Source organism: Mucilaginibacter oryzae (assembly GCF_003148845.1).
Lineage (GTDB): Bacteria > Bacteroidota > Bacteroidia > Sphingobacteriales > Sphingobacteriaceae > Mucilaginibacter > Mucilaginibacter oryzae.
The window spans coordinates 26,742-45,015 of record NZ_QGHA01000005.1 but is presented as its reverse complement, the minus strand read 5'-3'; the positions used below and the strand labels follow the sequence as shown (position 1 = coordinate 45,015).

Below are 18,274 nucleotides of genomic sequence, written 5' to 3'. Positions count from 1 at the left end.
AACAGCAGATGGCTCCTTTAATTCTGATGTTTATAAAATCGCGCTGCATACCAGTCCGGTGTTGTTCCCGGCCTATTTCCCTGCCGATTCTGCCAACCGCGATACCAAACATATTTTGTTTGGTGCCCCGGCCGATCAGGGAGTGCCTTATAACAACCCTTATGCCCTGTTGTTGAGAGGACATAAAACTTCGTCCGAATCACGTGTACTGGCGCAGATAGAACTAAACCAGGGATTAAATTTCATCACTAACGGATTAAACTTCCACGGTATCTTCAGTACCAACCGGTATTCGTACTTCGATTCGAACCTGGCTTACAAGCCATTTTACTACAATGTTGGCAGCTATAACAAAACCAACAACACCTACACCTTAACCTGGCTTAACCAAAAACCTGGCAGTACCTCTTTCCTTCCCCGGTATGTATAATACGGAGAAGTTGACCAGGTGATTCCGTGGCAAATTGACCACCTAAAGTGCTGGCGAACGAGCGCAGCGAACGCTGTAGAAGCGTTGTCAAAAGTAATTATTTAAAGATAATTTTCCAGATAGCTTTTTTCAGGTTCGGCGGGTCGTCGTTTTCTCATGGACTCACCCTTTAGTTCCATGCGGTGCGCATCATGCACGATACGGTCGAGGATAGCATCAGCGATCGTCTTTTCACCAATAACCTCATGCCATTTACTGACCGGCAGTTGCGAGGTAATGATCAGGGAGGTTTTACCGTGCCTATCCTCAATGATCTCCATTAATGCAGCTCTGCTTTGCGCATCAAAAGGCTGTATACCGAAGTCATCCAGGATCAGCAGTTGCTGACGTTCCAGTCGGGCAACTTCCTTCATGTAGGAACCATCCGCCTTGGCCATCTTCAGTTTGGCAAAGAGTTTGGGCGTACTGGCATAGAACACCCTGTAACCTAATATGCAGGCCTGGTGTCCGATAGCAGAAGCAATATAGCTTTTGCCGATACCTGCATGGTACATGCCAAAGAACTTCAGCTTGCGAAGTTTGTCTAAGGTGTTCGTGTTCATATCGACTTGTTCATTAATGGTTATTTATAGTAGTTCTCTCCCCGTATATTATCATGGCTGGGCATAGGCAGTTCGTCAGCAAATAAGCTATCCTCGTAGCTGTCCATCTTGTTCTCCAGTATCTGCTGTATGGTCTTGTAGTTGTATACGCCGTAACCGAGTGCACGCCTGCAGGCGCTGGCCAGCCTTTCGTTACCTGCCTTGCGCGCCAGGCTGAGAATACCGATACAGGAGCGGTAAGCTTGTTCCGGGTGTTGCTTCCGGTCCAGTATCTTCAGGATGTAAAGCCTCACATCCTCATGAATGGATGCCGCCCATTCCAGGAACTTATCGGGTGTCCATTCGGTCATAAAGCGGTGGGTCGAAGCCAGGTGATCTTTTTCCGTAGTATAGCTGTAAGGACTTTTTATACGCCTGTGCATGGCAATGCGCTCATAGTGGTAATAGACCTCGACGTTGGTGCGGGAATACAGCAGTTTGACCTTCCTGCCGATAAAGCGGTACGGTACGCTGTAATAGTGCTTGTCGATGCCCAGGCATACGTGACCATTCTTCATTACAGTAGCCTGGTGCTGCCGTTTGAACTCATAACGTAATGCCGGTAAGGGTGCAAGCGCTTGGCGTTCCACCTCCTCGAACTGTAGTCGCCGGCTGTAATTACGGCCTCTGAGCGGCTGGCTATTATGCGCCTCTAAAGCGACTTTGATCGCTATGTTCAGCTCGGCAAGGGTGTGATAGACCTCTTTACGCAAAGGCGCGTAGATACGGCTGTAAACGATCTTAACAGCACCTTCTACCAGTGCCTTACCAGCGAGGGCGGTACGCCCTCGCTGGTAAGGCACTGGTCGTTCCGTAATGGTCGGCAAAGTCAGCAAAGGTCTCGTTCAGCGTTGGTTCATAGCGGTTGCTTTTGGTAACAGCGGCCTTCAGGTTGTCGGGAACGATGGCAGCAGGTACGCCGCCATAAAAGTGCAGGGCATTCTCACAGGCTGCGATAAAGTCCTCTTTCTGCTGGCTCAGCACAGCTTCTACGTAAGTTAGCTGGCTGGCACCAAGGGTAGCAACGAACACCTCGGCCTCGAGGACCTCACCGGTATCCTTGTCCGTTATGCTTAGCTTTTCACCGGCAAAGTCCACATACAGCTTATCCCCGGCTTTATGATCCAGGTGCATCGTAGGGTTCACACGGGCGTTCCACTGGTTATAAAGAAAGCAGAACTGGGTATACTTGAACCCGTCAGGGAACTCTTTAATATAGGCTTCTCACAGGATGCGGCGGTTCATACCGACCCGCTTTAGCTCTTTATCTATCTGAGGAAAACAGCGCTGCAAGGCAGGCATGCGTTTATCCGGAGCACGTTCATTGCTCTTGCCAAAGAAGTCCTCCAGTTCCTTGTCATTAAGGGTATTGATCTCTTCGAATGTAAAGCCGCTGGCATCGTAGGCAACAAGGTACTTCTTTGCGGTATTGCGTGATACGCCGGTCTGGGCCGATATCGATAGCTTGCTGCGGCCCTGGCTGTACATCCTTAGGATCTGTCTTATCTTACTCATGCTTATCGTAGTATTGGCCATAATTGGCAGGTGTTAAAACCTCCAAAAATATGGCTGCTTCTACAGCATTAGCGGCTCGTTCGGGGTGGTCAGTTTACGCCGGAATCTGGTGGTCAATTTACCGCGGAATCGGTGGTCAGTTTACGCCGGAATCTGGTGGTCAATATCAGCGAATTCTCCAGTAAAACGACTTTTTGGGCACCGCAAAAAGCTGTTGGTGCAGGATGTTCAGGATGGTGGTTTTGATCGGCCAGACTTTCATTTGCTGGTTATTGGTCATCATCACGATCGTAATCTCTTCCGGCATATTGGTATAAAAGGCGGCTTCATAATTAAAGTTAGAACCCTGGTGCTGGTGCCAGATCAACCGGTCGCCTTCGTAACCCGTTGTACCCAGGCTGCTTTCGCCACCCGGAAAACTTGCCGCTAAAAGTTTAAGTGAGCTTTCGCTGAGGATCTTACCACTGTGCAAGGCCCTGGTCCAATTATGGAGGTCATGTACCGGCAGCCTTACCCAGCCTTTGCCCCCTTGCGGATGGTAGGTAGGATCACCTGCTTCGTCAAAGGCCTTCGCCATTCCCGCTGCATTGACCGGGTAGTCCACTAAAGTCGCTTTCATCCCCGCCGGCTGCAACAGGTTCTTCGTGATGAATGCCGCATAGCTTAACCCGCTCACTTTTTCGATGATCAGCCGCTGCAGCACAACGTTAGCATGATTGTAAATATATACCGCGCCTGGCTGCGCGGCTAAGGCCGGTAATTTGCGTAAACTTTGGTAGACCAGCGCGTCCGTGCTGTCGGCCGCTGGGCCCAATACCGGGATACCGCTGGTATAATTGATCAGGTGCCTGACCTTGACCGTTTTGGCCCAGGCCGGGAACTGCGGAAAGAATTTGGCGAGGCTGTCCTCCAGCGACAATTTACCGCGTTCCTGAAGCCATAAAATGCCCGCACCATTGAATTCTTTACTGATCGAGCCGACATCGAACTTCATCGAAAGGCTCAGCGGTGTGGTTTTCGTGCCATCCGCGTAGCCTAAGCCCTTTTCATAAATAATTTTGCCTTTCCAGGCCACAAGGATATTCCCGTTAAAGACGCCTCGCTAGTGCGCTAATTGCATAACCGAATCGATCCGGCGCACTTCTGCTTGCTGTGCAAAGGTGGTGGTGATCGTCACACAAATACAATAAAGCAAATTGATCGTTTCATAAGCTAAAGACACCGTCAGTTCATAACAGTTACAAGAGTTAAATATTAGTTTGATTCGCCTGTTGGATATTTCCGGTAGCAACAAGCAGGAACAACCGCAATTTACAGTCAAAAATAGCGGTGCTGCCGGTATTATCGATCATGAGCAACGCCTGCCCCGTGGACAAGTTATGGGCCAGCATACTGGTGAGGCCGGTGATAGACACTACTTACCCGCCGTCAGGTCCTCCAGGATCTTCTTCCCCGGCAGGTTTCCCGGGAACATCTCGACCGACTTCCGGTACATAGCAATGGCATCTTTTCGCCTCCCGCTTTGCAGCAAGGCTTTACCGTAGCTATCATACGTATTCCAGCTTTGCGGGTAGAGCAAAGTACCTAACTTCAGCGCTTCCAGGGCGGCCTCCTTGTGCCGGTCAGCCAACAGTTCCAGACCCAGCTCGTTCAACTCCCGCTCATCCGTGAAATAATGCGTGGTATCCCCCTTGTGCAGATCAAAAAACGTTGCCGCCGCATCTGCGCCTTCTTTTAACAATATCCGCACATACGGGAGGAATAGCGATCGCGGGCGCGGCGGTTCGGGTGCAAAAAACATGGTCCGGTAAACGATATTGAAGGTCTCCTTACACGCCTCCCCGAACCCCGGGCTTTCCGCATTGTCCAGCAGGATCAGCGTCTTATGGCTTTTCCGGTCATGCCAGAAGAATGTAAAAAAGCCTGGTTCACGTCCCGTATGCATCACCATTTTACCGAGATCGCTGACCGGCAGGAACCAGCCCAGGCCATAGGCCGCGCGCCCGAACTCCCCATCCGGCATCGCCGCTTTCCCATCGCTTAAGCGGTAAGGCGTGAAAGCCGCTTCGGTTAATGTGCTGTCCAATAACTTGTAGTTATCCAGTGCCAGCGCGAACTTCAGCAGGTCAGCTGCCGTACTCACCACATTCGTCGGGCCATAAAGGTCGCGCATATTGTAACTCCAGCGCCTCACTTTCTTACTCTTTTCAATGCTTTCCAGATCACTCAGATAATGATGACGGACCAGGTACCCGGTCACCCGGTTGGTATCATTTATCCGGCTTCCCAATAGATAACTATCCTTCATGCCCGCCGGAACAAAGACGTGCTTTTGCAGATAAACCGCGAACGATTCGCCGCTTACCTTTTCCACCACCAGCGCCAGTAAGGCAAAGCCGATATTGTTGTACCGCCACTGGCTTCCCGGGGCAAAGGCCAGGGGCTTGTTCGAGCTGACCAGAGCCGGAACGATCATCCGGTTGCTGACCCGCAAACCGGTGTCCGCCTCGATCAACGGGAAGAACAATTCCTCCTTATCCGGCAAGCCCGAAGTATGGCTCAGCAGGTGCCTGATGGTCAGGGTATGGTAAGGAAGGTCCGGGAGGAAACGCGTTACCGGGTCATCCAGCCGCAACCTGTCTTTTTCGGCGAGCTGGAGGATCGCTAAAGCGGTAAACGTTTTGGATACCGAGCCGATCTGGAAGGCGGACCGGAGCGTATGCTTCTTATGGGTATCCATTTGCGCATAGCCCACCGGGCGCGCGTACACCACCCGGTCGCCCTGCGCCACCAGCACATTGCCGTTGAATCGCCGTGCCGTATCCAATACGTTGAACAGGCTATCCAGTTGCTGCGCCTTTTGCGCGAACAGGGAAACATTACTCAGTAGAAAACAGGCGACCAGCGCGAACTTTAATGATCTCATAAACTCTAGAAATAAAGCAAAGCGCAAACAAGCGCCGTGCCATAGCTAAAAATTGCCCCTACGACGCCTAAACGCACATTTTCGGCATTTTCCTGAAAACAAAAACGTGCGTTATCGAACGCTACGTTCGGTTATGCGCAAAACGAATAGCACGATTTCCTTACTGTTGGGCAGCTACACTTAATAATTTACGGCTGATCGCCTCGACCGATACATGGGCATTCACAGAGACTGCCAGAAAGATTTTGGTCTTCACATCATAGATCAGCAAAGCGCGGTAGGTTTCGGTGCCGCCCGTATGGCCGACCCACTGGTCCGGCTGCCCGGTGATCTCCGCAAAGTCGGTCAACATGATGCCCTTTCCGTAAAACATGCCTTTATCGGGCATGGGGTACAGGTCTTGCAATCGGGAGGTAACGGTCGCTTTGGGAATGACCGCGCCATTCAGCAGTGCCAGTAAAAATGTGGCCATGTCTTGGGCATTGGATACGATATCGCCCGCGCCCAGCGGTACGGAATAATCCTCATTAACCGCCGATCCGTCGGCGTTATGACCTTTTGCAAGACCAGCCGGCATGTTTGCGTCTGTTAATACTCTTAACGAGGATAAATGCAGGGGAACGGCAATGCGCTGCCGTACCGCTTCCGCATAACTGCGGTTGTCCACCTGCCGGATGATCATGGCCAATAACAGGTAGCCTGTATTGCTATAGGACCAGTATTTCCCGGGTGGGAACAGATTCTTTTGCTGCAAGGCAATATGGATCAGGTCCTCGGGCGTATAATGCTTTTCTTTTTTGAAGATGGCGGGTTCCGTATTAAAACTAGCCAGTCCGCTGGTATGATCCAGCAATTGGCCAATACTGATCGCCTTTGCCTGTTCAAACTGCGGGAACCATTTTGCCAGCTTATCATCGTAGCTTAATTTCCCTTCCAGCACTAACTGGTCGATTATCGTGGCTGTGATCAGCTTGGTCACGCTTGCCCAGTAGAACACACTGGAGCTGTCTGCTTTTTGCCGGTCCGGCTGAGATAGGAAACCCGTCGTGGTTTGCCAGAGGCCTTTACCGGGCATCAGCATCGCTGCGGTGATACCCGGCATCCGGTTAACCGGGAACAAACGGCTGATGGTGGCATCCAGGGAATCTTTTAGCGGTCCGGTTAGCGGTCGGTTATGCTGATAATCTGCTGCGACAAATGAGATCGCCTCAGCCGTGACGGGCGCGTGTTTTTTGAGGACCTGGGCCTGCAGCTCATTTTTGCCACAGCCGGAAATGATGCCGCCTAAAGCCAGGAGCCAAAGCGACGTTATTCTTGAAAAACGCATGTCTTTTTGTTTGCAAAACTAAAGACGGGTTGATTAAAAAAATAGAACAATATTAGCCTAAATTTTGCGGAAATGACTGGGCAGGAAGCCGGTAAACTGCTTAAAATTCCGGATAAAATGACTCTGATCGGCGAAGCCGCATTGAAAAGCGACGGCAACTAAGGGCATATCCGTGTCCTTCAGCAAAGCCAGGCTGCGTTCGATCCGGACCTTACGCAGGTATTCGCCGAAAGACATCCCAAAATAAGTCGCAAAGTTCTTCGATATGGTCACGGGATGTACCTGCAGCGCCGCTGACAGTTCACGCAGTGTGAAATTCCTGTTCCATTCGTCCTGCAAGATCTCCTCCAGCCTTTTGGCCCATAATGGCTTTTTGCCGGTATAGGTATCTCCCGCGCCACTAAGCAAGTCAAGCACCGACATTATGATCGGGGTTCCCGCTGAGGGAACACCGCTGCGCATGTCGCTGACGATATGCAGTATCGTTGATCTGTGATCCGCGATATGCAAGGTGCTCAGGTCATAGGACTTTAAAAAATGTTCCGGGATTTCGAGGTTGATATTCCTGCACGATGGTGCGCCCGGGATCGTCCGGTGCCATTCACCGGGCGCGAAAAAAGCAATATCACCGGGTTTTCGTTCAAAACTACCGTTTTTCCTGCTTTCCCTGTTTCCGCCCTCCAGTACAAAACTGATCACGGCATGTTCATGATAATGAAAGTCCTGAAAACAATCGCCGGCGGAATAATTGGTGATCGTCGTGATCAGGCCGTCAAGGGCCGTCGTTTGATCTATCCGGCCTGAATATTGGCCTGCGGTTAAAGCTATAGTATTGTCGGTCACGGTTATGAAACGATCATTTGAGGATGTTATTATTAAACAAAGCGACGGCTACAGCTTGTCGAATATTGAAAATGTATTTTTGTGCAACCAAAATACATTTTGTTCGGTCTTGCTGAAAAAAAGACTACCAGATGAAATACAAGAAACTACTTTTAGCTTTTATCGCTACCATTATCTTTTGTGGCATTGCTAAAGCGCAGGAAAGCCGCGCGGGCAAAGAGACCCGTAAATTGATAAGGGAGATCAAAAAGGTTATCTATAAAGAAAGCTTGGTAAAAGACCTTATCCGCCGGCAAGAGCTGGATCAGGAACTTGCCGGCTTGAATTATACCGGCGATCATTTGCAAGATAAGCAAAAGGTGTTTGAAGTATTTACCGGCGCGCTAAGAAAAGCCGGGGATCTGCATTCTTTGTTCTTGTCTGCCCGCGTGTTATCGGCCATTGACCAGGAGCATGAGCAGGCAGCATTACCCTCGGGGGCGTATTTGGGTGATCACGTAGGCTATCTTAAAATTCCTTCCTGTATGACCTTCGATAGCCAAAAAGACCTGCAATTCGCCAATACGCTGATCGAAAAGATCACCGCACTGGTCGAAAACGGGACAGAGAGCTGGATCATTGATCTCAGAGATAACCGGGGCGGTAACCGCTGGCCAATGCTCGCTGGCCTGGCGCCAATTATTGGCGAAGGTTTGGTCGGCTATAATTACAACCCCGCAAAAGGAAAATTCATACCCTTGAATATTACCAATGGCCAGATCAATTATTCTACTTTACAAACTCAAAAATATATCGTCCGTAATCCTCACAAAAAAATCGCGGTGCTCCTCGGTCATCAAACCGGGAGCAGCGGTGAGATGCTGGCCATTGCGCTTTTAGGGTTCCCACGGACCGCCTCCTTTGGCGAGCAGACCGCGGGTTATACCACCGTAAATACAACCTATAGCTTCAGCGATGGCAGCCAGTTGTTTTTGGCAACCGATTATGCTGCGGACAGGACTAAGAAGATCTATCAAAACGGTATTAAGCCGAACTTTAATCCCGACAAAGCGCTAAAGGAACCCGAGACCATAGCGTTCGTGAAAAGGTGGCTGCTCAATGAATAAATAATGATATAAAGGTCTCGGTGATCCAAGGTTTTCCCTGGACCAGCGCAACCTGAATGCCGGGTAACAGCAGCATCGTCCAACAGCATGAGGATGTAGCTCAGGCTGGCTCATAAAATCCTTTTAGTATGTAGGTCATAAGGGGCTGCTTTGGGGAAACAGCCCCTTAAATCTTAAAATGTTTCAAATGCCGATCTAAGAAGTACTGCGTACCTTGAACAGAAGTTAGTCGAACAGCTATCCTTACAAGACCAGCGTGGTTACCTTTACCAGCATCCGGTTCGTGCTGCGGTCGCCCCCGTTGTCGTAATACTGGATCAGGTTCAAACGGCCGTTATAACCGGCGGAAGTATTCAGAAAAGAAAGTATTTCCGCGCCGTTGGACGTATTGCCGATGAACTTTTGTGTCGCGGGGTCCTTCAATTTCGCTACCAGGAAGATCCCTTTGCCTGATGCGTCGACGTGTCGCAGGGTAATAACGCGGGGGTCCAGTTTTCCCGGCCTGACATTCCTTACCGTGGTGACGGAATCGGCTATCTTATTACCTACTAATGTGTACACACAAACATCCACGCCATTGGGATAAGGGTATAAAGTCGTATTCAAACTGTTGATCAGTTGCACCTTGACGGAATCCGGTCCAACCGGGGAACCATCAATGAAGCCTACAGCACCCAGGGACTGGGAACAGATCACTTTAAAAGAAAGCGTGCCATTTTTCGGGACGGTGATGTCCGTGTCCATTTGTAAAGTATTGGTGTTGGCCTTGTAGACCGCTAATTTGCCCTTTTGCCCGGCTTTCGTACGAAAGCCGCCTAAAGTACCGTCGGCTGCGATGGTCTGCATTTTGCTGCCATTGAAATAGACGTCCAGGGCCTCTGAATCTGTCAGGCCGACTTGTGAGATGCTGACATTTCCGTAATAAGTTTTATCGCCGTATCCGGCCTCCTCCTTTTTACACGAGAAGGCCAGCAAACAGCAGGCTATCAGGATCGATTTGATCGTTGTTTTCATTGAAGTGTTCTTTAAAATTGATAATTGACACTGAGGGAATAAGTACGTCCGGGACCGGCTTCATAGTCCAGCATATCTTTTCCCTTTTGATATAACAGGTCCTTTGTGGAAGGTGTACTGCCGTCCCTGGGCGTAAAGTCCCCGCCATCGTACCGGTTGACGTAAATAATATACTTGCTGTTCAATAGGTTACTGACATTGAACTTCAAAGAAGCCTTGTTCTTTAGGAGCTTTACGGCGATCTGCCCGTCGAAAGACTGCAGCGGCTGTTCGTAAAGGGAGCCTACTTCCGCCGTACCGACACGGTAAAAGCGGTTGTTGATCTGGTTATAGCTCAGGCTGAGCGACACCGGGTCCTGGTCATAATACAGCCCGGCATTGAACATGAAATTGCTGGCGCCGGACTGCGGCCGGTCCTCTTTCGGTCCGATGTCCTCGGTCACAAAAAGCTTCTTGGGGTGGTCCTTATCCAGCGCGGTATAATTCACCTTCATGGTCCTTACCGTGGCAAATAACCTGGTAAAGTTCCCGTAAAGCGTCAGGTTCTTCAATACGGGCAGACCGGTAAAGGCAAGTGATTTCCGGGCCTCGATCTCGATACCTTTGTTGACGGCATCTTTATCATTCCTCAGTTCGAACAACCTGTTCTGCATGGCAAATATCTCCATGGGGTACAGCAGCTTTTTGTAGAAAAGCGAAAATGACAGCACTTCCCCCGCGCTGGGGTACCATTCATACCTCAGATCGAGGTGGTGTATCCGGGTCGATATAATGGGCGACTGGCTCCAGTAGTTCCCGCCCAATTCAAAATCATATTCCCTGAAGAAAGATATCTCGCGCAGATCGGGGCGGATAATGCTTTTGGCGTAGGCCAGGCGGAGGTTCATTTTGGAGGTCAGCCCATAGGTGAGGTTCGCTGAAGGAAAGAAATTCCAGTTGGGTTCCCGGTTATACAGGTCGCTGTAATCGGTCAGGTCCTTGTTAACCTGCTTTTGATTGGACACATAGTTCTCCAGTATAGCGTTTGCCCCGTTAAGGTTATAATATTCGCCCCTCACGCCATATATCAATCGTAATTTTTCGTTGATCTTGCTGTCGAACATCACATAACCGGCATGTAGGGTCATCTTTTTATGGAAATCATCGCCAAACTTGGAGGCATAGATCTCTCCGCCACCCGCGGGGTCAAAAACCTCGCTCAGGGGTTTAGGCGTATTCTCGTTCGTGAAACCTTTGGACCCGGTCATAAGCACCCAGAAAAGCCGGTCCTTGCTCCAGCCGGCATAGCCTGTTTTGAGCACATTGGTTACCCGCCGACCGCCGATGTCAAACCGCAGGGGAATGGAAAGGTCCGCGTTCCAGGCCCAGTCTTTTTCATAGGCCCGGCTCCACCAGCGCAGGGCCCCGGCATTGATACCGCCGCTAACGGCGCGGGTTACGCTAAAGTCTGACGCAGGATTTGCCGGGTTATCATCGCCGATGCCGACATATTCAAAGTTGGCCTGTTTATTATCCGGTTTCAGCCTGTCCAGCGTGAGATAACTGGCCGCCAGGTTCAGTTTAACGCCTTTATTGCCGATCAGGTGTTCGCTCTTCAACTGGCTTTGCCACAATCTGGTTGCCGTCATCATATCGTAATAACCCGCGGTCTGTCCCTGGTCCTGCTGGATACCGGTACCGAAGAAGAATTGCTGATCCAGTGTGCGCAGGTAGATGCTCTGCAGGCTTAACTTGTGCCTTCCGGTCTGATAGCCGATACCGGCCGTTCCGCCGATGTTGCTGACAAAACCATAGCGTTTGCCGGAAAAGCCGGCCTCTTCACTGTTAGCCGGGAGATAGCCGTCCCGGCTCATGCGGATGTCCTGGGTTTGCCAGTTATTCCGGTAGCTGGCCGATAACAGGAAGCCCAATGCCCGTTCGCCGGGCAGGTGCAGCACCCGTCCTGCCGATAGCTGACCGTTATATACCGGTGCCGGGGTATAGCTTTTTATGCCCCAGTTGTTGGCAAATAAAGAAGGTTCTTTCAGCGTTTTATCATCCTGGCTGCCATTCGCGAAAGGTCCGCTGTTCACGATATCGGCCTGGCTTTTCCAGTTCAATGCACCGAATATTTTCCGGTTGGCGGGCACATTGCCCAGATATTCGTCGTTCGCTATTGCCGGTGAGCGGAAATCCTTACCGGTGGTCTTGTCATTTACGGAAGAGCCCAGGCTCAATGAAAAAAAGTTCTCACTGGGGATGCCTTTCGTGTTGACCTGCACCAGGCCGCCGCCGAATTCCGCGCTCAGATCCGGGGTAAGTGTTTTGGTAACGGTCACGTTGTCCACCATATTGGAAGGGATGATGTCGTAACTGAAATTCTTGCGGTTCAGCTCAGTGCTGGGCATCAGTTGTCCATTCATCATGGCCTGGTTATAACGCTCACTGAGTCCCCGCACCACCACATACTTGTTATCCAGGCTGGTCAGTCCGCTGATGCGCTTGAGCGTTTCAGCGATATTATTGTCGGGCGTGCGCTCGATCTGCTCGGCGCTGATCCCGTCGGTGATGCCCGGGCTATTTTTCTGCCGGGTGTACAGCGCATTGGTCGAGGCTTTGCGGTAGGTGGAGGTGATGGTAACGCCGTTCAGGGTGGTATTCGCTGTTTTCATGGCGATATTGAGTTCGGTCACCTTATTTTCGTTCACCACCACACCGGTAACCTGCTGGCTTTGATAGGAGACGAAACTGATCTCCAGGCTATACGTGCCTGGCGGTAAGGTCAAACTGAAACTGCCGTCAACGGCGCTTTGCAGGGCCGTACCGGGCCCTACAACTTTAATGGTGGCACCGGGAAGCGGATCGCCTTTTTCGTCAAATACTTTGCCCGCTATCCTGCCCGGTTTTGCCGGGGGCGGCAAGGGCGTGACGGCAATGCTGCCGTTGACCTGGTCAAAACGCAGGTGATAGCGGCGCGACAGCACGGATAATACTTTGTCCAGCGTTTGCTGACGGACGGACAGCTCCAGGGGGGCCAGGTGCCCGAGTTCTTCGGCATATACGAAGTTGAAACCGGTCTGTATGGAGATTTGGCCCAGCAATCCGTTCAGGTCGCTGTTCTTCAGTTCCGCAGATACCCTGACCTGGTCCAGGCGCTGGGAGCGGACCTCGCCGGCCAGCAGTGTTCCGGCGAGCGTCAGTGTGATCACGGTCACCAGCAGGGATACACGTGTCATAAATAATAAGGGTCGTTTAATTGCACTTCTTTTCGTAGAATTGTACATAGCTTTTAATGATAATTGGGTTGAGCACTTGATGGTCATGAAGCTTGTCAAGCGAAGGTGTTCCACCACTTTCGCTTTTTTCATGAGCGTTCCTTTTGTTATAGTCTTGTTGAACTGTCTGAGATCGGCCTCCTTTTTTATTTAGATCTTGTATTTAAGTCTGTGGCTCCGAGGATCACCTGTCTCCCCGTAATACGGTAAGGAAAGTTTCCCCCGGTAATGCTGAGCAGTTTCAGGATATTGGCCAAGCTTTCTTTTTTGCTTCTGAACTGGAAGCGCTTATTGAGCAAGCTGCGGTCCTTAAAAACGAAGGTCACGCCATAGGTGCGCGCAAGTACCTTGCTGATTTGTTCCATGGTCTCGCCTTTAAATTCCAGTACCTGCTGCTGCCAGGCATTGATGGCTGCAAGCGCAACGGTACTGCGTGAAAAGCCAGTTTGGGCGTAGGTCAATTGTTGACCCGGTGTGAGGAACACCGCTTTCGGGATCTGTTTGCCATGGTCGGTCACACCCACCCGCCCGGTAAGCACACCTACTTTGGTAGCGTCGTCATCCGGATAGGCCTGCACGTTGTAAGAAGTCCCCAGTACCTGGATGTTCAGCTGCCGCGTATGCACGATAAAGGGGTGTTTGACATCATGAACCACCTCGAAAAAAGCTTCGCCTTGAAGTTCGATCTCGCGGCGGCCGCTGCAGAACGTGGAGGGGTAACGGATGCTTGAACCGCCATTCAGGGAAATGACCGAACCATCGGGCATGGTCAGCTGTTTTTGCGCACCCGGTGCCACCCTTACTTCCTGCCACTGCCAGCTGACCGGCACCGGCTGTGCGGCACGGTAAATAATGATCGTTATCGAGCTGATCAGCAATAATACAGCCGCCAGTTTCATAAGCGGAAGCCACAGCTGCCTGATCCGGCGTTTCCGTTCACCCATTCGGATCTGCGTTAAGGCGGCCAGCGTGGCCTCTTCAGCGGCGCGGCTGATCTCATCAGCCGGGGGTAACACTTTTCCGTTGGTTTCAAAGCACTCGTACCAGGCGTTTATCCGCCGGAGTTCTTCCGGGGTACATTGGCCGGCCGCGTAACGCGCAGCCAATTCTTGGAGTTGTTCATCTTTCGTTGCCATTCATCCCTATTATCAAGGAAATGGCCCGGATGTAACATTAAATAATGAATACTTTTAGGTTAGGGAATTGTAAACTACAGTGTTTATTGTTCGGGGAAGAGCACGGCCGATGCCACAAACAGCAGCAGCGCCACATCTTTTTTCGCCAGATGTCCGCGTAAGGAACGTAGCGCCGTTGAAATATAGTTCCTGACGGTCTGCTCGGTAAGGTCCAACCGCAGCGCGATCTCTCTCGACGACAAGCCTTCCTGCCTGCTCAGGCGGAACACTTCCTGCACCGCCCCCGGCATTTTCAGCAGTTGTTGTTCAAATTCCTGCTGTAATTCTTCGGCTATTAAAATATCTTCCTGCGGCAAGGACACCGGTTCGATCAGCAAGGCCGCATAAGCCTCGAAAGCCAACCGCTTTTTACGGAACAGATATTCGTTGATCACCGAAAAGCGGGCAGAGCGCGAAAGGTAAGGCAGCAAGGAGTCGGTGACCTGCACCGTATGACGGTTGTTCCAAAGGGATACGTAAATATTCTGGAGGATGTCCTTGGCATCCTCCTCGTCACCCAGCCTCTGGTAGATATGGCGGTAAAGTGTTTCCTGGTAACGCCGGGCCAATACGGCAAAGGCCTGCTCTTCACCGGCCTGTACCAGCGCCATCAATTCCTGATCTGTAAAATGCTTCACCTCCGCAAAAATAACAATAACAGGTTAAGCATATGTTAACACCGCATAAAAGAGGCTGGTAGGACATGAGCGCAGACCGGGTGGCAGGGAGTTATTTGCTTTTTTTGCTTCATCTTAACTTATCGATTTTCCTCCCGACCTCTACAGCACCAGGGTTGAGTGAAAGCGCTTGCTCATACATGGCAAGTGCTGCTGCCTTTTTACCGGCGGCAAGTAAAGCGTCTCCGTAGCTGTCATAGCGGTTAAAGTCTTGTGGAAAAAGCAGCAGATTGATCTTGAATGTCTCCATTACTCTATCGATAAGCCCGGATCTCAAGAAATCATATCCCAGTTGATTCATTTGTTGTGGCGTAAACCGATAATTTGCCGTATCGAGCCTCATGATGTTTAAATGAATAAGCGCAATCTCAGGATCTCCTTCCAGCAAATCGCGGCCATACAGGCGCACTGCTGACGAGCGGAGATCTACCTTTTTTACAGGTTGCCCCTTTAGAATACACAACACATTCAAAAATTTTTGCAGGAATGACGGCCCTTCGGTATTATCGAACAGTATAATGGTACGATCATTTTTCAGGTCGATATAATATTGAACATAAATCCCGCGGTTATACCCCGAATGCCCGATTGTGGTGTCATTGCCAGCGATATGAGTTTCCCAGCCAAACCCGTAAGCGCTCCCATTGCCGCCCAATGCCTGGTTATTCTCTGTATAACGCCGGCCATCGTTCAGTGTCAGTGGGGCAACGGCTTCGTTAAATAAGCTGCGGCTGAACAGCTTCCCGGAGATCAGCGCCTTTTCAAAGCGCAGCAGGTCGCCAGTGGTCGCAATGATGTTCTGGTCGCCATAAGTAGCGCCCATGGTGTGCGTATCATAATAGAGATGCTTTTCAAAAGGGCTGATCCCGTTTAGCGGCGATACGGTCAACATCGCGGGGGCTACCGTATACATCGGCCATATGGTGTGGTCTTTTACCGGGAGTCCCTGGAGGCCTGCTCTCAGGTAGGAATGATACATGTATGCAGGCCGAAAGATATTTCTTTGAAGGTAATCAGAAAAGGTCCGACCGCTGATCTTTTCGACCAGCAAGGCCAACAATTGATAACCGGTATTACAATAGTCGAACTTAGTCCCGGGTATAAAGTGCAATGGCTTCTCGGATAGCTGTAAAGCCGATATCAAGTCTGTATTTTTAATGATTCTTTCCGGATCGCTGGTCAGCAGGGTATCATAGATCTCCACGTCCGGTAAGCCTGAGGTATGCGTTAATAAATGCCGGATCGTTATTTCGGGATAAGGAAATGCATTTAAATAACTTTTTACAGGATCATTCAACATCAGTTTTTTGCGTTCAACTAACTGGAGAATTGCTGCGGATGTAAATACTTTCGACACCGATGCGGTTTGAAATTGAGCGCTGGTATCAAGGGATTTACCTGCCATTACATCTGCATAGCCGAACGCCTTGTGATAAATGATCTTACCATGATCTGCGACCAGGATTCCGCCATTGAAGTAGTTAGGAATACTATTGAGCTATCAACGGAAGGAAGTAAAAATATAGTATTAGTTGGTGGCAAAAACGGTTATGGAAAAACCAATTTTTTAATGTCACTAGTTTGGTGCCTATATGGGGACGATATCGCTAAAATAGATGAGAATTTTAAACGTGAAATCCATAAAGAAGGTAACTACTCTAGATTTTTAAAGAGTTCTTTAAATTGGGATGCAGCCAATTCCGGGGTAGAAGAGTTTTCTGTTGAGATTGAGTTCAGCAAAGTAGAATTACCTGATGCGAAAGATATAAAATCGGACGATAATTATAAATGTAAATTAATTAGAACATTTAATACAGGGACCAGTAGTGAAGATTTTAACATTTTAGTTGAGAATATTAACCCTAATCTTTTCTTAGAAACGGATCATAAAAAAGTTTTTGTAAACGATTACCTTATTCCGATTGAAGCAGCAAAATTCGTCTTTTTTGATGCGGAAAAAATTGCCAGTTGGGCAGAACTTTCGACTAAAGACGAGGGAAGTGTATTAAACGATGCGTTAGGAAAAATATTAGGTTTAGATATTTATGAAGCCCTTATCGGAGATTTAGAATCTTATACTGATGGGCTTAGAAAAGATAGTGCAACATCTACTGTTAAACAGCAAATAACGACTACAGAAAAGGGCATCGAACTAAATGCTGAAAAAATCTCGTTTTTAGAAGATGAGATCTTAAAAAGAGAAACAGCCATTATTGAGTTAAAAGGAAAAATTATAGAATATGAATCTTTCTTGATTAGTCAGGGCAAAAGGGTTTTAAGCGTTGATGACCTAGAATATATTACGCGAATGTAGTTCTGGATGCGCTGCCCGGCATCACGCCGACATCGAATGAAAAATCCGCTTATGAACAGGTTAAAGCCAGTTCGCTATTTTACCGCTCCTGGGCTTTTTATGGGCTTCTGCAAACTTTCGCGTTGCCTTATGATATAACTCAGGCTGCCAGTCAGCCGGGTATACCGCTGCGGTTGAGTTCCGACCTCAATACGCATCCAGGCAGGTCCAGCATTGCGGACTGTTATGCGAGAGTAATAGCAGACCTTCAGGCTGCGCTCCCGGCTTTACCCGTTACACCGGTTTATAAGACTGCTCCGTCGCAGCCTGCGGTGAACGCCCTGCTGGCCCGGATCAGCCTGGCGATGGGCGGGTACCCTGCGGCGCTTGATTACGCGAATGCCTGCCTTGCGCAGTATGCTACGCTGAGCGATTATAATACGCTGAATAAGCCGACGACGACCGGTATCCATAACACTTATCTCTCCGAGGATATTTTCCATGCAAATATGGTCGGGCACGTCGTATACAGCGTGCGGCGGGACAGTTACATCGGACCCGACCTGTACAACAGTTACGACGCGAACGACCTGCGCAAAACCAAATTCTTCGCGATCCTCGATGGCCTGTCGCAATACCCGCGCTTTGTCGGTTCCTATGATTACAAAGGCTTAAAGTATGACGGGCTTGCGGTTGATGAGGTTTACCTGGTCAAAGCGGAGTGCCTGGCGAGGGCGGGGGACGCCGAAGGCGCGATGGCCGCTTTGAATGCCTTGCTGGTTACCCGATGGAAGACAGGTACATTTATTCCTTATACGGCTGCTAACGCTGGCGATGCACTGCTTCAGGTGCTTAAGGAACGGCAAAAGGAATTATTGCTCCGCGGGCTACGCTGGACGGACCTGCGCCGCCTCAACCTCGACAGCCGTTTGGCCGTCACGCTCCGGCGGACGGTCGGCGGTGCTGATTATCACCTGCCGCCGAATGACCCTAAATATGCTTTTCCCATCCCGGATATCGAAGTGCAACTGGGCGGGCTGACACAGAATCCAAGGTAATAATTGATGATGACG

The 18,274-nt window shown here is 50.0% G+C and carries 17 protein-coding genes and 2 pseudogenes; 5 read left to right on the top strand and 14 right to left on the bottom strand.

The features are described 5' to 3' along the window. Positions 1-61: 61 nt before the first annotated feature. On the top strand, positions 62-430 hold the full coding sequence (locus LX99_RS26095; RefSeq protein WP_245927923.1) for a hypothetical protein: 369 nt from the start codon (positions 62-64) through the stop codon (positions 428-430). 101 nt (positions 431-531) lie between these two features. On the opposite strand, the pseudogene LX99_RS14280 reads toward LX99_RS26095, so the two are convergent. The 9 genes and pseudogenes from LX99_RS14280 to LX99_RS14255 form a co-directional block, all read right to left on the bottom strand. Next, positions 532-978 (bottom strand): annotated as a pseudogene (locus LX99_RS14280) (ATP-binding protein); the annotation flags it as partial. A gap of 74 nt (positions 979-1,052) precedes the next feature. After that, complete coding sequence (locus tag LX99_RS26090) at positions 1,053-1,661, bottom strand: Mu transposase domain-containing protein (RefSeq protein WP_245927922.1); 609 nt, start codon at positions 1,659-1,661, stop codon at positions 1,053-1,055. Positions 1,662-1,836: 175 nt separating this feature from the next. Further along, positions 1,837-2,217, bottom strand: coding sequence for a DDE-type integrase/transposase/recombinase (locus tag LX99_RS26085; RefSeq protein WP_245927921.1), 381 nt, complete (start codon positions 2,215-2,217; stop codon positions 1,837-1,839). A gap of 78 nt (positions 2,218-2,295) precedes the next feature. Continuing rightward, positions 2,296-2,586, bottom strand: a complete 291-nt coding sequence (locus tag LX99_RS26080) for a hypothetical protein (RefSeq protein ID WP_245927920.1) — start codon at positions 2,584-2,586, stop codon at positions 2,296-2,298. A gap of 166 nt (positions 2,587-2,752) precedes the next feature. Beyond that, positions 2,753-3,661 carry a serine hydrolase domain-containing protein gene (locus LX99_RS14270; protein ID WP_170122703.1) on the bottom strand — a complete coding sequence of 303 codons (909 nt, stop codon included), beginning with the start codon at positions 3,659-3,661 and terminating at the stop codon, positions 2,753-2,755. A gap of 172 nt (positions 3,662-3,833) precedes the next feature. Continuing rightward, the gene (locus LX99_RS25670; protein ID WP_170122702.1) at positions 3,834-4,001 is read right to left on the bottom strand and encodes a hypothetical protein; all 168 of its coding nucleotides are present in this window, start codon (positions 3,999-4,001) and stop codon (positions 3,834-3,836) included. After that, on the bottom strand, positions 4,001-5,512 hold the full coding sequence (locus tag LX99_RS14265; RefSeq protein ID WP_109608503.1) for a serine hydrolase domain-containing protein: 1,512 nt from the start codon (positions 5,510-5,512) through the stop codon (positions 4,001-4,003). Before LX99_RS14265 ends, LX99_RS25670 begins: the two co-directional genes overlap by 1 nt. A gap of 160 nt (positions 5,513-5,672) precedes the next feature. After that, complete coding sequence (locus tag LX99_RS14260; protein ID WP_109608502.1) at positions 5,673-6,839, bottom strand: serine hydrolase domain-containing protein; 1,167 nt, start codon at positions 6,837-6,839, stop codon at positions 5,673-5,675. A gap of 57 nt (positions 6,840-6,896) precedes the next feature. Beyond that, positions 6,897-7,682, bottom strand: a complete 786-nt coding sequence (locus LX99_RS14255; RefSeq protein ID WP_109608501.1) for a helix-turn-helix transcriptional regulator — start codon at positions 7,680-7,682, stop codon at positions 6,897-6,899. A 131-nt stretch (positions 7,683-7,813) separates the two neighbouring features. Between LX99_RS14255 and LX99_RS14250 the strand changes: the two genes are divergently transcribed. Continuing rightward, entirely contained in the window at positions 7,814-8,788 is a 975-nt protein-coding gene (locus LX99_RS14250) for a S41 family peptidase (protein ID WP_109608500.1), read from the top strand. A 243-nt stretch (positions 8,789-9,031) separates the two neighbouring features. On the opposite strand, the gene LX99_RS14245 is transcribed toward LX99_RS14250, so the two are convergent. The 5 genes from LX99_RS14245 to LX99_RS14225 all read right to left on the bottom strand — a co-directional run bounded on the left by LX99_RS14245 (position 9,032) and on the right by LX99_RS14225 (position 16,313). Next, complete coding sequence (locus LX99_RS14245) at positions 9,032-9,802, bottom strand: DUF4397 domain-containing protein (RefSeq protein ID WP_109608499.1); 771 nt, start codon at positions 9,800-9,802, stop codon at positions 9,032-9,034. An 11-nt stretch (positions 9,803-9,813) separates the two neighbouring features. Beyond that, the gene (locus LX99_RS14240) at positions 9,814-13,017 is read right to left on the bottom strand and encodes a TonB-dependent receptor (protein WP_245927919.1); all 3,204 of its coding nucleotides are present in this window, start codon (positions 13,015-13,017) and stop codon (positions 9,814-9,816) included. Between the two features lie 185 nt (positions 13,018-13,202). Beyond that, positions 13,203-14,192: a FecR family protein gene (locus LX99_RS14235; protein ID WP_109608497.1), complete on the bottom strand. Its 990-nt coding sequence runs from the start codon at positions 14,190-14,192 to the stop codon at positions 13,203-13,205. Between the two features lie 83 nt (positions 14,193-14,275). Continuing rightward, positions 14,276-14,869 carry an RNA polymerase sigma factor gene (locus LX99_RS14230; RefSeq protein ID WP_109608496.1) on the bottom strand — a complete coding sequence of 198 codons (594 nt, stop codon included), beginning with the start codon at positions 14,867-14,869 and terminating at the stop codon, positions 14,276-14,278. A gap of 109 nt (positions 14,870-14,978) precedes the next feature. Continuing rightward, positions 14,979-16,313, bottom strand: a complete 1,335-nt coding sequence (locus LX99_RS14225; RefSeq protein ID WP_245927918.1) for a serine hydrolase domain-containing protein — start codon at positions 16,311-16,313, stop codon at positions 14,979-14,981. A gap of 42 nt (positions 16,314-16,355) precedes the next feature. On the opposite strand from LX99_RS14225, the gene LX99_RS14220 reads away from it, so the two are divergent. The 3 genes and pseudogenes from LX99_RS14220 (at position 16,356) to LX99_RS14215 (ending at position 18,259) form a co-directional block, all read left to right on the top strand. Continuing rightward, positions 16,356-17,222, top strand: coding sequence for an AAA family ATPase (locus LX99_RS14220; protein ID WP_146203127.1), 867 nt, complete (start codon positions 16,356-16,358; stop codon positions 17,220-17,222). After that, a pseudogene (locus tag LX99_RS26480) lies at positions 17,204-17,503 on the top strand (RagB/SusD family nutrient uptake outer membrane protein); the annotation flags it as partial. The gene LX99_RS14220 and the pseudogene LX99_RS26480, both read left to right, overlap by 19 nt. Positions 17,504-17,533: 30 nt before the next feature. Then, positions 17,534-18,259, top strand: a complete 726-nt coding sequence (locus LX99_RS14215; RefSeq protein ID WP_146203126.1) for a RagB/SusD family nutrient uptake outer membrane protein — start codon at positions 17,534-17,536, stop codon at positions 18,257-18,259. The last annotated feature ends 15 nt before the right edge of the window (positions 18,260-18,274 follow it).